Origin of the sequence: Micromonospora zingiberis (assembly GCF_004331455.1) — a bacterium.
In the GTDB taxonomy this organism is placed as follows: domain Bacteria; phylum Actinomycetota; class Actinomycetes; order Mycobacteriales; family Micromonosporaceae; genus Micromonospora; species Micromonospora zingiberis.
In genome coordinates this window covers 48543-63214 of sequence record NZ_SJJR01000021.1, presented here as the reverse complement: position 1 = coordinate 63214, position 14672 = coordinate 48543, and the positions used below count along the sequence as shown (strand labels likewise).

Here is a 14672-nt window from a genome sequence, read left to right as displayed (position 1 = left end):
TGCCAGCGGTTACTACCCAGCGCGTTCGCGTACTTACCAGATGGGTGAGTGATGAACTTCGAGATGTGGATCAGGGCGTTGAAGGCCGCCCGTGCCGCTGCCGGTGTGTCCCAGGAGGGCCTCGCGGCCCTGATCAAGTGGAGCCCGTCGCTGATCGCCGCCATCGAGACCGGCCGCCGCCGGCCGACGATGGAATTCGCCGTGGCCTCCGACGAGGCGTTGCAAACCGGTGGCCTGCTCGCCGCACTGCTCAAGGAAGCCGACCGGGAGCGCGGCCCCTCCTGGTTCGCGGCGTGGCGCGGCTACGAGCAGGAGGCGACCCGGCTGCGTGCCTTCGAGCCCTGTCTGGTGCCGGGCCTGCTCCAGACCGAGGAGTACGCCCGCTCGGTCATCTCGGCCGGCGGGCTACAGCCACCGGCAATGGTGGACGAGCTGGTGGCGGTCCGAATGGAGCGGCAGCAGGTGTTGCATCGGGAAGATTCACCACAGTGCGTCTTCCTGCTCGACGAGACGGCGGTGCGGCGGCCGGTCGGTGGTCCGGCGGTGCTCGACGCTCAGCTCGGTCGGCTGCTGGAGGCGACGGAGTTGCCTCACGTCCGGTTGCACATCCTGCCGGTCAGCGTCGGTGCGCACGTTGGCTTTGGTGGCGGATTCGTGCTTGCCGAGCTGTCCGGCGGTGAGCAGGCGATCTACCTGGAGAATGCCGCTCGCGGGCACGTGGTCAACGACCCCGAGATGATCCGACTGATGGACCGGAAGTGGGATAGCCTGCTCGGCGAAGCACTGTCCACGAGCGCCTCGCTGGATCTGATCCGAAAGCTGAAGGTGACGCCATGACCGCTGCCGCACCGCGCTGGCGCACGTCGACCCGCTCGACCGATTCCGGCGGCAACTGTGTCGAGGTGGCGGACAACCTGCCCGGGGTGGTGCTGGTGCGGGACAGCAAGGATCGCTCTGGTCCGTCGCTCGCCTTCGCGCCGACCGCTTGGCGGTCCTTCCTCGACGCGGCCCGAGAGGCATCGAGCCACGCCGCCCACTGACCTCCGCCAACCGGCTGTCGCCGATGTGGCTGCATCGGCGGACGGCGCCCCGTGCCCGCCGACCACCCGCCTCGTCTTCACCAGTTGCGGCTTCCCGCCCGCCCTCTTGCTGCGTCACCCTGGCCGTCGATGCACGAGGCGGAGCCGAAGGCACGTGGGGTGGCTGGGCGCCCAGCCACCCCGGCGGTGCTGCTCGCCGCCACGGTCGACGGGCCGACGGCGACCGTCAGCGGCGGGGAGTGACCGTCGACAGCAGTTCGGGCTGGCGGCGGTCCAGTGCGTCGCCGGCCAGGTAGCCGCCGAGCAGCGCCGCACCGACGCCGTACCCGACGCCCAGCGGCAGTCCCAGCCAGAGCCAGGCGTCGCCGAGCAGCGCGGCGGCCACCACCGCGGGTACGGCAGCCGCGGCGGTGGCGACCATGGCCAGCAGCGCCAGCAGGCTCTTGGTCACCCCGGCGCCGCTGTTCATCGCGAACGGGTTGCTCGTCTCGGGCAGCGAGTAGGCGCCGAACACCGAGACGAAGGAGTTGACCGCCAGCCCCGCGCCGTAGGTGGCGACCAGGGTGCCGGCCATGAACCCGATCCAGGTCGGCTCGCCGAGGATCAACGCCATCACCACGGCCACCACCGCCAGCATCGGCAGCACGTAGAGCGAGAAGGCGACCATCCGGGCCTGTAGCTCCAGGCGGCCGGGTACGCCGGCGATCACGTTCGCCGCGTACGCGCTGCCGTCGAAACCGAACTGGTTGGCCAGGGTCATCGCGGCGAGCAGCCCGACGAAGAGCATGGAGAGGCTGACCAGCAGCGGTGAGGTGTCGCCGGTGAGGCTGAATCCCTGCTCGCTGTCGAGGGTGAAGCCCTGCCCGCCCAGGTTGACCATCACCGGCACGAAGAGGCCGACCACCGCGATGGTGATCAGGTTGGCCCGCCGCCGGGCGTCCCGCCACCAGTAGCGGGCATCCCGGGCGACCAGGGCGCCGAACCGGTTCCGGCGCAGCCGACCGGTGACCCGGGGGAACAGTTGGGCCACGGCGCCGCCACTGACCTGCGGCTTACCCCGGGCCGGGCCGGTGCTCGCCGCACCGACCATTGCCGACTCCAGCGAGCGCGACCACCAGGCCAGCAGTGCGGCGATCGTGACTGCGGTGATCAGAAGCTTCGGTGCCGCCGCCCAGGCCCGGCCCTGCGCCACGTCGATGCCGGCCGTCCACGGTGCGCCCAGCGGTGTCCAGCCGATCACGGTCGCCACCCCGCTGAGCCGGTCCCAGTCGGTGTCCTGGATCGCGGCCAGGCCGGCGATCTGCAATGGCCCGAGCAGCGCGGCGGCCACCGCGAGCAGGACCGCCGCCAGATCACGCACCCGACGGGACCGGAGCATGGTGGCGAAGGCGCTGGTCACCGCGCGTGCTGCGGCGACGCAGAGGAACAGGCCGGAGAGCACCCCGAGGGCGCCCACCGTCGCGGCGACCCAGCCACCGAGCACCCCGGCGGTGACCACCAGGCCGGAGAGCGCCACCAGTACGGCGATCGTGGGCACGCTCACCAACGCCGCCGCGAACAGCCCGGTGACCAGGGTCCGCCGGGACAGCGGCAGCAGCGCGAAGCGGGCCGGGTCGAGCGTCTCGTCGACGCCGAAGAAGACCAGCGGCAGCAGCAGCCAGCCGAGTACCGTCAACCCGCCGGCGAACGCGGCGACCAGCAGCGCGTACCGGCCCTCGCCGGCGAGTCCGGGTGCCGCCAGACCGAAGAAGGCGCCGATCGCGATCCAGAGGCCGATCAGCGATCCGATCACGAACAACGCGGCCCGCCAGCTCTGGCCCCGGAAGTTGTTGCCCATCACGCGCAGCTTGAGCCGGACGAAATGGCGCGCCGAGACCGGCCGTACGCGGCTGGCCGGTTCGCTCACCGGGACAGCCACGACAACTCCTGACCGGTTGCCGTACGCCCGCCGACCACCTCGACGAAGACCTCCTCCAGGGAGCGGGCGCCGCGTACCTCCTCAAGGGTGCCGACCCGCTTGATGGTGCCCCCGGCGAGGATCGCCACGTGCGAGCAGAGCCGCTGCACGACCTCCATGACGTGACTGGAGAAGACCACCGTCCCGCCACCGGCGACGTACCGCTGGAGGATGTCGCGGATCAACGCCGCCGATACCGGGTCGACCGCCTCGAACGGTTCGTCCAACACCAGCAGCCGGGGACCGTGCAACAGGGCACAGGCCAGGCCGATCTTCTTCTTCATGCCGGCCGAGTAGTCCACCACCAGGGTGCGGCCGGCGTCGGCGAGGGCGAGCACGTCGAGCAACTCGGCCGCCCGCTGGTCGACCACCGCCGGGTCCATGCCGCGCAGCAGCCCGTGGTACGCCAGCAGTTCGGCGCCGTTGAGCCGGTCGAAGAGTCGTACGCCGTCGGGCATGACCCCGAACAGTCGTTTTGCCTCGACCGGGTTGGCCCACACGTCGTGGCCGAGCACCCAGGCGCTCCCGGCATTGGGTCGCAGCAGCCCGACCGCCATCGACAACGTGGTGGTCTTGCCGGCGCCGTTGGGGCCGAGCAGCCCGTAGAACGAGCCGGCGGGTACGTCCAGATCCACCCCGGCTACGGCGATCTTGTCGTCGAACCGTTTGGCCAGTCCACGCAGCGCCAGTGCAGGGTGTTCGCCAGTCATGTGCCCGACCGTATCCGGTCCGGGCCAGCGCTCCGCCCGCCCGCAGGACGATGCCTGGATCATCCGCGAGGTGTAGGCCGGCCCGCCGGGAGTGTTAATAGGGGGCCCTTCCTATACCGGAGGCGTTAATAAGGTGCCCTTCCTTACAGCCGCAGGCTGTCTGGAGCGTGTAGCCGGAGCATGGTGCGGCCGGTGTCGGCGGGGGCCCGTCGGCGGGTGGCCAGGGAGACCGCGACCATCACCGTGAAGGCCAACGGCACCGTCCAGGCGGCCGGCTGTGCGGTCAGCGTGGCTGGCCAGCCGGTCAGCGGCGGGCCGAGCACGGTGATCAGTACGGCGGTCACCGCCGCGCCCCCGCCGACCAGGATGCCGGCGGCCGCGCCCGCGTCGGTGAGCCCGCGCCACCAGATGCCGAGCACCAGCAGCGGGCAGAAGCTGGACGCGGCGACGGCGAAGGCCAGCCCGACCACCTGGGAGACATCCAGCCCGGAGACGTTCAGGGCGAGGATCAGCGGCACCCCGCCGGCGATCACCGTGGCGATCCGGAAGCCGCGTACCGAGCCACGGCCGAGCACATCCGTGGAGATCACTCCGGCGACGCTGGTGAGCAGCCCGGAGGAGGTGGACAGGAAGGCCGCGAACGCCCCGGCGGCGACCAGCGCGGCCAGTAGTCGACCGGTGGTACCGGCGCCGAGCGCCGCCTCGGGCAGCAGCACCACCACCGCGTCGGTCTGGCCGCTGACCAGCAGTTTCGGGGTGTAGATCCGGCCCAGTACGCCGTAGATCGTGGGTAGCAGATAGAAGCCGCCGACCAGGGCCAGCACCACCAGCGTGGTCCGGCGGGCGGCGGCGCCGTCCGGGTTGGTGTAGAAGCGGACGAGCACGTGCGGCAGCCCCATGGTGCCCAGGAACGTGGCCAGGATCAGCGAGTACGTGGCGAACAGCCCCCGGTCGTCGGAGCCGGCCGTGCTGGGCAGCAGCCAGTCGCTGGCGCGGGTGGCCACCCCGGAGACCTCCGGCACCGGCTCACCCGCCGCGAAGGTCAACTCGTCGCCGGGGCGTACCTCCCGCGACTGTCCGTCGGGCAGGGTGAGGACGGCACGATGCTCGACCACCACGGTGGTCGCGGTCCGGAAGATCGGGCCGTCCGGCGGCGTCACCTCCGGTCGCCCGTCGGCCTGCCAGTGCAACGCCAGGAAGATCGCCGGAACGGCGAGCGCGGTCAGTTTCAGCCAGTACTGGAATGCCTGTACGAAGGTGACCGCGCGCATCCCGCCGAGTGCCACGTTGGCGGTCACCACCACGGCGACCACCAGGGCACCCACCGGGTACGGGGAACCGGCCAGGGTGGCCAGCGTCAGCCCGGCGCCCTGCAACTGGGGCACCAGGTAGAGCCAGCCGATGAAGATGACGAAGGCGGTGGCCAGCGTGCGCAGCCGGCGGGAGCCCAGCCGCAGTTCGCAGAAGTCGGGCAGGGTGAAGGCGCCGGAGCGGCGCAGCGGCGCGGCGACGAACAGCAGCAGGGCCAGGTAGCCGGCGGCGAAGCCGACCGGGTACCAGAGCACGTCCACGCCGTACTTGAGGATCAGCCCGGCGACGCCGAGGAAGCTGGCCGCCGAGAGGTACTCGCCGCCGATCGCGGCGGCGTTCCAGGTCGGGCTGACCACCCGCGAGGCGACCAGGAAGTCGGAGGTGGTGCGGGCCAGCCGTAGCCCGTAGAAGCCGATCGCGACGGTGACCAGGGTGACCGCCACGATCGCCGGTACGACGAAGTCGTTGCTCACCTCAGCGCTCCGGCCGCTGGACCAGGTCGGCGAAGTCCTGTTCGTTGCGTTCGGCCAGCCGCACGTACGTCCAACCCACCGCGACCAGGAACGGGAAGGAGAGCACGCCGAGCAGCAGCCACGGCAGGTTGACCCCGAGCACGGTCATCCGGCCCACCGAGGGGGCGATGGCGAACAGCCAGGGCAGCCCGCCCAGCCCGACCAGGACCACCGCCGAGAGTTGCACGGCCAGCGCGAGTTGGGCGCGGACCAGGCCACGGATCAGCGTTTCACCGACCCGGGTCTGCTGGGTCAGTTCGGTGCGGGTGCCACCGGCCCGGTGCTGCCGGCGGGACACCTCGGCGAGCACCACCCGGGTACGTCCGGCCGGCCCCGATGCGCCCGGCTGCGCGGCGGCCCGGGACGGCTCGGGTCGGCGGGGTGCCGGTGGTGAATCCTCGGCGGCCACCCCGGCAGTCTCGTCCGCCGGACGGGATTGTCAAGAGGGCTGTGGACAACATGTGGATAACCCGCTGGACCTGTGGACGAAGCGCGTCCGGGTCCGCGGCGACCCGGGCGGCGAAGAGCGAAGGACGGGGGTGGCCCGCCGTGACCGGCCACCACCCCCGTCCCCCGGTCCGACTCAGCTGGTCGGGATGACCATGTCGACGCTCAGTGACCCGCTCGCGGGCACGGTGAACCGGGCCAGCCGGCGGACGCCGTCCGGATCGGTCACCTGGTACCGACCCGAGTGCATCTCTCCCTCGTTGACGTAGACGTCGTAGCTGAGGAAGATCCGCTGCCGCCCGGTCATCCGGATGGTGAACTGCCCGTTGGCGACCGAGCCGCTGCCGGCGATGTCGCCGGTGTCGACACTGTGGGCCAGCACGTAGCCGTCCCGCATCGGCGTGCCCTCGGTGCTGGCGATGGTGCCGGTGACCTCGACACCGCGACCGAGGGCCGCGTCGAGGGTGGCCGCCGAGTTGGCGGTGACCGTCACCGCTGCGGCGGTGAACCGACTCGTCGCGTCACCCGACCAGACCGTCGCGTACGAGCCACGACTGAAGACCACCGGCCAGGCGTACGGGCCCAGCCGGGTCAGGGTGTAACGACCCTGGTCGTCGGTGTACGCGTCCTGCGCGCCGACGCCCGGGTGACCGGTCAGCACCGACACGTCGACGTCCCGCAGCGGGGTGCCGGTTTCCGCGTCCGTGACCTGGCCGGTGATCTGCCCCGCCCGGTCGAGCCGCACCGTCGGCCCGGTGGCCACCTCACCCACGGTCGTGGTGACCGTGGCGGCCTCGCGCTCGTCACCGGTGCCGCCGTTCGGGCCGACCCACTGCCGGCCGTACGTCAGGTTCTGCGGTACCACGAAGAGCCTGTGGTCACCGGCCTTGAGCGGGCCGACGGTGACCTGGCCGTTGCGGTCGCTGCACATGAAGTTGGTGTCGGGCAGGACTACCCGCTTGGCCAGGAACGCCTCGACACACACGCCCTGTAGGGGCGCACCGCTCTGCCGGTCCACCACGCTGGTGGTGATGGCCGCTCCGGGGCGGAGCTTGACGGTCAGTTCGGCGGTCTCGTTCGCCCGGACCCGTACGCCGGTGCGCTCCCGGGGGAAGTATCGGCGGTCCGGCGCGTACAGGTAGATGTCGTGCCGGCCCTCCGGCAGATCGGTGAGGAGCACGCTGCCGGTGCCGTTGCTGCACTGGTCGCTGGCGCAGAAGTTGGCCACCGGGGCACCGGTCACCGAGTCGACCGCCCGGACCCGGAGCGCACCGGTGCCGAGCAGGGCGTCGGTGATGCTGGTCCGCTGCCCGCCGTGCACCGTCACCAGGTCGGCGCGCTCCGGCACCAGTTGACCCCGGTAGTACTGCTCGCGGTCGCCGGTGTACAGGCCGACCCGGTACGCCCCGGCGAGCACCCGGACGTCGAACGTCCCGTCCGCGTCGGTCTGCGCCCAGGTGGCGCTGTACATGTTCGGCGTGTACACGGAGATGTCCGCGTTCCGCAGCGGCTGGCCATCGGTGTGGGTGAACCGGCCCGACAGGTTGCCGACCGGCAGCACCGTGTCGTCGGCCACGATCTGCGCGTCGGCAGTGACCTCGAAGACGGTGGCCTCGTTCTGATCGATCTTGGATGGCACGTACTGGGTCTGGTAGGTGCCCTGAACCGGCTCGAAGGTCACCCGGTACCGGCCGGCGAGGACCGTCATCTGGTACCGGCCGTCGTCGTCGGTGAACGCGCTGCCCCAGTCCGGGGAGCCGATGGGACGGCCTTCGATCCGCAGGTCGCGGACTGGCTCGCCGGCGGTGTCGACGATCCGGCCGGAGATCGTGCCGGTGCCCACCAACTGCTCGTCCACCGTGCTGGTGTTGCCCACGGTCACGATGACCGGGTCGGCCTCCCAGGTCCGGAACTTCTGCCGGTGGTACTGCTCCGGCTGGCCGCCGGGGCGGTAGCCGACGGTGTAGGAGCCCGCCGCCAGCCCGGCGAGGGTGTAGTTGCCCTCGGCGTCGGTGGAGGTGCGGGCGACGACGGAGGAACTTCCGGTCCGGTAGACCGAGACCGGGACGTCGGGGGCGGCGGTGCCGGCGCTGGTGGTGAGCCGACCACCTATCGCTCCGGTCGACGCGGCGAGCGCGGGGGTGGCACCGGGCAGCACGACGGCCACCACGGCGATGCCGGCCAGCAGGGCCCGGCGGATGAGAGACAACTGCATCAGGATCCAAACGTGAGGGTGCGGGGCGGCCTGAGCAGGCACCCGCCCGCACCGACCCGCGCCCCGTATCGGATCGGCCCCGAAAGGATAGGCCAATACGGATCTTGTTCGTCCGGTGTGGAGGTCAGCGGCTCCACTCCTGCTTGGCGGCGCGGACCAGCTTGTCCTTCAACTCCCGGGTGTGCCGCCGGCTCACCGGCAGTTCCGTGCCGTCGACGATCACCACATATCCGGAGTTGACCAGTCGCAGCTCGGCGATCAGCCGCAGCTGCACCAGGTACGAGCGGTGGATCCGAACGAACCCGGCATCGGCCCATCGGTCGGCGAGCGTCGCCAGGGAAACCCGGACCAGGTGCGAACCCTCCGTGGTGTGCAGTCGGGCGTAGTCGCCCTGGGCCTCCACCCAGCGCACGGCGGAGCGCGGCAGCATCCGGGTCGAGCCGGCCAGCTCCACGGGGATCGTCGGATCCTCCTCGGCGCGGGCCAGGGCGGCCGGATGCGACGGCACCACCCGCGACCCGACCACCCGGCGCAGCGCCTCCGCCAGCCGCTCCGCGCGTACCGGCTTGCGGACGTAGTCGGTGGCGCCCAGGTCGAAGGCGTCGGCGGCACCGTCGTCGTACGCGGTCACGAAGACGATCGCCGGTGGCCGGGCGAACCGGCGCAGCACCCGGGCCAGCTCCATCCCGTCCAGGCCGGGCATCCGGATGTCGAGGAAGATCACGTCCACGTCGTCGTCGCGGAGCACCCGCAGCGCCTCGGTGGCGTCGCCGGCCGTGTGCAGCCGGGCCACCCGGGGATCGGCCCGCAGGTGGTACGCCAGCTCGTCCAGGGCCGGTGGCTCGTCGTCCACCGCCAGCACCCGCAGGAAGCCCGGTCCACCATTGCCGGTCACGAACGTGCCCGTACGCCGGGGTGGAACTTCGGCACCCGCATGCTCACCTTCGTGCCCGACCCCACGCCCGTCTCCACGACCAGGCCGAAGTCGCTGCCGAACACCGACCGGAGCCGTGCGTCGACGTTCGAGAGACCGACGTGCTGGCCCGGGTCGTCCCCCGGGTCGCCGGTGGCTCCGGCCAGCTCGGCGATCCCGGCGGTCAGGGTGCCCGGATCCATCCCCACTCCGTCGTCCTCCACCGTGATGTGACATTCGGCGCCCGCGTCCCGGGCCTCGATGCTCACCATGCCCGTACCGGGCTTGCGCGACAACCCGTGCCGGACGGCGTTCTCCACCAGCGGCTGTAGGCACAGGAACGGCAGGGTCACCGGCAGCACCTCCGGGGCGATCTGGAGGCGTACCTGCAACCGGTCGCCGAACCGGGCGCGTTCGATGGTCAGGTACCGGTCGATCGACCGGAGCTCCTCGGCCAGCGTGGTGAACTCACCGTGGGCACGGAACGAGTAGCGGGTGAACTCGGCGAACTCCAGGATCAGCTCCCGCGCCCGCTCCGGATCGGTGCGGACGAACGAGCCGATCGCGGTCAGCGCGTTGTAGATGAAGTGCGGGCTGATCTGCGCCCGCAGCGCGCGTACCTCGGCCCGGGCCAGCCGTTCCCGGGAGGAGTCCAACTCGGCCAGGGCGAGCTGACTGCCGGCCCAGCGCGCGGTCTCCAGGGTGGCCTGCACCAGCCCCGGGGCGGGCACGCCGTCGGTAACCGCGACCAGGGCGCCGGCCACCCGGCCCTGCGCGCCGGCCATCGGTGCCACCACCGCCCCCCGGACCGGGCAGTCGACCCGGTCGCAGAGCAGCTCCGACTCGCCGAGCACGGTGGAACGCTCCGAGGCCACCACCCGCCGCGCCGCCGCGCGCAGTTGCTCCCCGTGGTGCGCGCCGCGCCCGTCGAGCGCGACCACCTCTTCGGTGTCGGTCAACGCCAACCCGGCCGCGCCGATCAGACCGCGCAGGTGCCGGGCCGCCTTCGCCGCGCCGGCCGGACTGAGCCCGGCTCGCAGCGGCTCGGCGGCCAACCCGGTGGTGTGCAGCACCTCGTAGGTGGCCCGCTGGCTGGCCGTGGCGATGCCCCGCCGGCCGCGCAGCCGGGCGACCGCGACCAGAGCCGCGGTCAGCACGATGACCAGCGACAAGACGCCGATGCTGGCCGAGAGGTTGCCACCCACGCCGATGATCCTGCTGGTTGTCGGGGCTCGGGGAAAGGGCTGATTCAGTACGCGCCCTTGCGCGCCAGCACCACGCCCACCGTGCGCCACAGGATGCTCAGGTCGTACGCCAGGGACCAGTTGTCGACGTAGTAGAGGTCCAACCGGACCGCCTCGTCCCAGGACAGGTCGGAGCGTCCGGACACCTGCCACAGGCCGGTCATACCGGGTCGGACCAGCAGCCGGCGCCGGACATCGCCGAGGAAGTCGCCGTCGTCGGCGGGCAGGGGACGCGGCCCGACCAGGGACATCTCGCCCTTGAGCACGTTGATCAGCTGGGGCAGCTCGTCCAGCGACGAGGCGCGCAGGAAGCGGCCCACCGGGAAGACCCGGGGATCCTGCTTCATCTTGAACAGCATGCCGTCGGTCTCGTTCTGGTCGACCAGGCTGGCCAGCCGGTCCTCCGCGTCGACGTACATGGTGCGGAACTTCCACACCCGGAACGTACGTCCCTCGTGCCCCACCCGGGGCTGGCGGAAGAAGACCGGGCCGGGGTCGGAGATCCGGATGGCGACGGCGATGACGAGGAAGACCGGGATCAGTGCCAGCAGGCCCAGGCCGGCGGCGATCCGATCCATCATGCTCTTGGCCAGCAGCGCCGGCCCGGACAGGGTCGGCTCCTCGACGTGCAGCAGCGGCAGGCCCTCGATCGGGCGGATGTGCACCCGGGGGCCGGCGATGTCGGTCAGCTGCGGGGCCACCACCAGGTCGACCCCGGAGCCTTCCAACTGCCAGGCCAGTCGGCGTAGCTCGCCCGGCTCGGCGCTGGCCGACCCGCAGACCGCGATCGTGTCGCCGCCCACCTCGCGTACCAGGGCCAGCACGTCACGGCCGGCGTAGACCGGTACCGGGGTCTGCACCCCCTTGGCCGCCGCGTACCCGTCGGTGATGTGGATGGCGACCGGCACCAGGCCGGCAGCGGGGTTGCGGGTGACCGCCGTGTACACCTCCAGGCACTCCGGCAGGGTGCCGACCAGCACCATCCGGTGGGCCGCCTGCTGGGTGTTGCGGCGCATCACGTGCAGCACGAAGCGGGTCAGGATCCGGCCCAGCAGGATCAACAGCAGGGCCAGCAGCAGGGCGGTGCCGACGGTGAACCGGGACAGGTCGGTCTTGGTGGCGAAGGCGAGGAACGACACCGCGGCACAGACCGTCACACCGGCCCGGATCACCCGTTTGAACTCGTCCGGCCCGAGACCGAGACAACGCCGGTCGTAGGCCCCGTTGAACCACAGGATGACCAGCCAGCCGAGCGGCAGCAGCAGGAAGCCGACCGTGTAGAACCAGGTCGGGTCGTTCTGGGCCTCGTGGAAACCGGCGGTCGCCTGGTCGAAGGTGCGGACCGCCGTGTAGCTGGCGAAGGCCGCCGCCGCGAAGTCGAGCAGCAGCAGGATCGCGGTGTAGGGCCGGTGCCAACGGGAGACGCGCCGCCGGGCCCGCGCCCACACCGATCGAGGTACGCCGTTGGGTGACGGCGGGTTCGGCGGCTGGATCTCGAAGCTGTCGACGTGCCGCACGAGTCTGCTCCGGCCTTCGTTGGTTACCGGGCGCTGGAGGCTTGTCGTCACCTCACCCATGTCCTCCCGCATGACCCGCACCGCTTACTCGCCGTAAGGGCCCGAGTCGCCCACCGTTCCAGTTTCCCACGCGGACTCCGTCTCGACGCCGACCCGAGGGACATTGCGTGACGGACTCGTGTTCGCCTGGGAGCTGGCCGGCTCCACGCCATCCGGAAGCCGGGGACCGGGCCACTATACCGATGGATGGCGGCCCGGGAAGAGTGCCGGACCGGAGGTTGCGTACCCCGCGTCCGATTCCGCTCCGTAGTCAAAGCGTGTCGTTACTCACCGTACAAGTTTGGACAGCCTTCGGTCAGCAAGAGGCTTGCCGCCGGTCTGGCAGGTCGGGCAGTACTGGAGGCTGGAATCGGCGAAGGAGACCTCGCGGACGGTGTCCCCACAGACCGGGCAGGGCAGCCCGGTGCGGGCGTGCACCTTCAGCCCGGACCGCTTCTCGCCCTTCAACTCCGCGGCCCGCTGCCCCAGCGAGCGGGTGACCGCGTCGCCGAGCACCCGCCGGGTGGCCGCGTGCAGGGTCGCCATCTGGTCGTCGGTGAGCCGATCGGTCAGGGCGAACGGGGACAGCTTCGCCGCATGCAGGATCTCGTCCGAGTACGCGTTGCCCACCCCGGCCAGCACCGCCTGATCGGTGAGCACCCCCTTCACCTGCCCCCGCCGACTGCGCAGCGCCCCGGCGAAGGCGGCAAGATCGGCCGCGAGCGCGTCCGGCCCGAGCTTGGCCACCCCGGGCACCGTCTGCGGATCGGTCACCAGGTAGACGGCGAGCTTCTTCTGCGTACCGGCCTCGGTCAGGTCGAACCCGGAACCGTCGTCGAGGCGGACCCGCAGCGCGATCGGCCCCTTACCCGGACGAAGCGGGACGGTCGACGCGAACGCCTCCCGGTAGTGCAGCCAGCCGGCGCGGGCCAGGTGCACCACCAGGTGCAGGTCACCGTCGAAGACGACGTCGAGGAACTTGCCGTGCCGGCGAGCGTCGGTCACGGTCCGTCCGGCGACCGCAGTGGGCGCCGGGTCGTACGTCTTCAGGGCGCTGATCGCAGCGACCTCCAGCCGGTCGACGCGGCGGCCCACCGCGCGCTGGCGCAGGTAACCCGCGAGCGCCTCCACCTCCGGTAGCTCGGGCACCATCCAACGGTAGCCTTCTTTGCCGTGAGAATCGTCGTGGCGCACAACCGGTACCGGGAAGCTCAGCCCTCCGGTGAGAACACCATCGTCGACGCGGAGATCGCCCAGCTCACCGCCGCTGGTGTGGAGGTGCTGCCCTTCCTGCGCAGCTCCGACGAGATCCCGTCGATGCCGAAGACGGCGAAGGCGCTGTTGCCGATCTCCCCGATCTACGCGCCCCGGGCCCAGCAGGAGTTGGCCCGGCTGCTCACCGAGCACCGGCCGGACGTGTTGCACCTGCACAACCCGTACCCGCTGCTCTCGCCCTGGGTGGTGCGTACCGCGCACCGGCACGGCGTGCCCGTGGTGCAGACGGTGCACAACTACCGCCAGGTCTGCTCCTCCGGGCTCTACTTCCGGGACGGCGTGATCTGCCAGGACTGCCGAGGGCGGGCGCTGGGCGTGCCGGCGGTGGTGCACCGCTGCTACCGGGGCTCGCGGGCCCAGAGCGCGCTGATGGCCACCACCCTGGCCGTACACCGGGGCACCTGGAAGTCGGTGGACCGGTTCATCGCCCTGACCAGCGCCGTCGCCGACCATCTGCGTGACTACGGCATCCCGGATTCTCGAATCGTCGTGAAACCGAACGGGATCCCCGACCCGGGCACCCCGACGCCGCTCGGCCGGGGTTTCCTCTTCCTCGGCCGACTCTCCCCCGAGAAGGGGCTCGGCCTGCTGCTGGAGGCGTGGCGCCGGCACCCCGACGGGGCGCTCGGGCCGCTGCGGGTGGCCGGTGACGGCGAGTTGCGTCCGCTGGTCGAGGCGGCGGCGGCCGAGCGCGCCGACGTGACCTTCCTCGGCCCACTGGACCGGGCCGGCGTACGGGAGGCGCTGGCCGCCAGCGCCGTGGTGCTGGCGACCTCCACCTGGCACGACGTGCTCCCGACCGTGATCATCGAGGCGTTGGCCAGTGGCCGTCCGGTCCTCGGCACGGCGCTGGGCGGCATCCCGTACCTGGTCGGCGCGGACACCCCCCGCGAACCCGCCGGCACCGGCCCGGCCGTGATCGCCTCAGCCCCCGCCCCACCCAGCCCCGGCGGCCCAGCCGCTCCCAGCGACGTGCCCGCTCCCAGCGGCGTGTCTGCTCCCAGCGGCGTGTCTGCTCCCAGCGACGTGTCTGCTCCCAGCGACGTGTCTGCTCCCAGCGGCGTGCCCGCTCCCAGCGACGTGTCTGCTCCCAGCGGCGTGTCTGCTCCCAGCGACGTGTCCGGTCCTGGCGGCCTGGGTAGTCCGGGTGGGTTGGCCGGTCGAGACGGGCTGAGCGGTGCCGATGGCCTCGCCGGTCGAGATGGGCTGGGCGGTGCCGGTGGGTTGGCCGGTCGAGACGGGCTGAGCGGTGCCGATGGCCTCGCCGGTCGAGATGGGCTGGGCGGTGCCGGTGGGTTGGCCGGTCGAGACGGGCTGAGCGGTGCCGATGGCCTCGCCGGTCGGGACGGGCTGGGTGGTCCTGGTGGCCTGGCTGGTCGGGACGGGCTGGGTGGTGCGGGTGGCCTGGCTGGTCGGGACGGGCTGGGTGGTGCGGGTGGGTTGGCCGGGCTGGGCGGGGCGTCCGAAGCGGGTGCTCTGCCGGCCGGGATCC

General features: G+C 71.7%; 11 protein-coding genes and 1 pseudogene. 3 read left to right on the top strand and 9 right to left on the bottom strand.

What is annotated here, in order from left to right; genetic code table 11:
* The first annotated feature begins 51 nt into the window (after positions 1-51).
* Positions 52-837, top strand: a complete 786-nt coding sequence (locus tag E0H26_RS24000) for a helix-turn-helix domain-containing protein (protein WP_131307477.1) — start codon at positions 52-54, stop codon at positions 835-837.
* Complete coding sequence (locus E0H26_RS23995) at positions 834-1040, top strand: DUF397 domain-containing protein (protein WP_131307475.1); 207 nt, start codon at positions 834-836, stop codon at positions 1038-1040. The genes E0H26_RS24000 and E0H26_RS23995 overlap by 4 nt, the downstream gene beginning before the upstream one ends.
* Positions 1041-1266: 226 nt before the next feature.
* Here the strand turns inward: E0H26_RS23995 and E0H26_RS23990 are convergent, their stop codons facing one another.
* The 9 genes from E0H26_RS23990 to E0H26_RS23950 all read right to left on the bottom strand — a co-directional run bounded on the left by E0H26_RS23990 (position 1267) and on the right by E0H26_RS23950 (position 13054).
* Complete coding sequence (locus E0H26_RS23990; RefSeq protein WP_131307473.1) at positions 1267-2958, bottom strand: ABC transporter permease; 1692 nt, start codon at positions 2956-2958, stop codon at positions 1267-1269.
* A complete protein-coding gene (locus tag E0H26_RS23985) occupies positions 2943-3707 on the bottom strand; it encodes an ABC transporter ATP-binding protein (protein ID WP_131307471.1) in 765 nt (254 codons plus the stop codon). The genes E0H26_RS23990 and E0H26_RS23985 overlap by 16 nt, the downstream gene beginning before the upstream one ends.
* A 143-nt stretch (positions 3708-3850) precedes the next feature.
* Positions 3851-5491 (bottom strand): sodium/solute symporter, encoded by a 1641-nt coding sequence (locus tag E0H26_RS23980; protein WP_131307469.1) that lies wholly within the window; start codon positions 5489-5491, stop codon positions 3851-3853.
* A 1-nt stretch (position 5492) separates the two neighbouring features.
* Positions 5493-5843, bottom strand: a complete 351-nt coding sequence (locus E0H26_RS23975; RefSeq protein WP_131307571.1) for a DUF485 domain-containing protein — start codon at positions 5841-5843, stop codon at positions 5493-5495.
* 270 nt (positions 5844-6113) lie between these two features.
* Positions 6114-8192 (bottom strand): carboxypeptidase regulatory-like domain-containing protein, encoded by a 2079-nt coding sequence (locus E0H26_RS23970; protein WP_131307467.1) that lies wholly within the window; start codon positions 8190-8192, stop codon positions 6114-6116.
* Between the two features lie 124 nt (positions 8193-8316).
* The gene (locus E0H26_RS23965; RefSeq protein ID WP_131307465.1) at positions 8317-9087 is read right to left on the bottom strand and encodes a LytR/AlgR family response regulator transcription factor; all 771 of its coding nucleotides are present in this window, start codon (positions 9085-9087) and stop codon (positions 8317-8319) included.
* On the bottom strand, positions 9084-10310 hold the full coding sequence (locus E0H26_RS23960) for a sensor histidine kinase (protein WP_131307463.1): 1227 nt from the start codon (positions 10308-10310) through the stop codon (positions 9084-9086). The genes E0H26_RS23965 and E0H26_RS23960 overlap by 4 nt, the downstream gene beginning before the upstream one ends.
* Positions 10311-10354: 44 nt before the next feature.
* Complete coding sequence (locus tag E0H26_RS23955; RefSeq protein ID WP_131307569.1) at positions 10355-11926, bottom strand: sugar transferase; 1572 nt, start codon at positions 11924-11926, stop codon at positions 10355-10357.
* A gap of 267 nt (positions 11927-12193) precedes the next feature.
* A complete protein-coding gene (locus E0H26_RS23950) occupies positions 12194-13054 on the bottom strand; it encodes an Fpg/Nei family DNA glycosylase (RefSeq protein WP_131307461.1) in 861 nt (286 codons plus the stop codon).
* 24 nt (positions 13055-13078) lie between these two features.
* On the opposite strand from E0H26_RS23950, the pseudogene E0H26_RS23945 reads away from it, so the two are divergent.
* Positions 13079-14161: pseudogene (locus E0H26_RS23945) on the top strand (glycosyltransferase); the annotation flags it as partial.
* Between the last annotated feature and the right edge of the window lie 511 nt (positions 14162-14672).

Excerpts from the sequence above, each read along its gene's own strand:
- E0H26_RS24000 (WP_131307477.1), top strand. The coding sequence starts at position 52 with ATGAACTTCGAGATGTGGATCAGGGCGTTGAAGGCCGCCCGTGCCGCT.
- E0H26_RS23995 (WP_131307475.1), top strand. The coding sequence starts at position 834 with ATGACCGCTGCCGCACCGCGCTGGCGCACGTCGACCCGCTCGACCGAT.
- E0H26_RS23985 (WP_131307471.1), bottom strand. The coding sequence starts at position 3,707 with ATGACTGGCGAACACCCTGCACTGGCGCTGCGTGGACTGGCCAAACGG.
- E0H26_RS23970 (WP_131307467.1), bottom strand. The coding sequence starts at position 8,192 with ATGCAGTTGTCTCTCATCCGCCGGGCCCTGCTGGCCGGCATCGCCGTG.
- E0H26_RS23955 (WP_131307569.1), bottom strand. The coding sequence starts at position 11,926 with ATGGGTGAGGTGACGACAAGCCTCCAGCGCCCGGTAACCAACGAAGGC.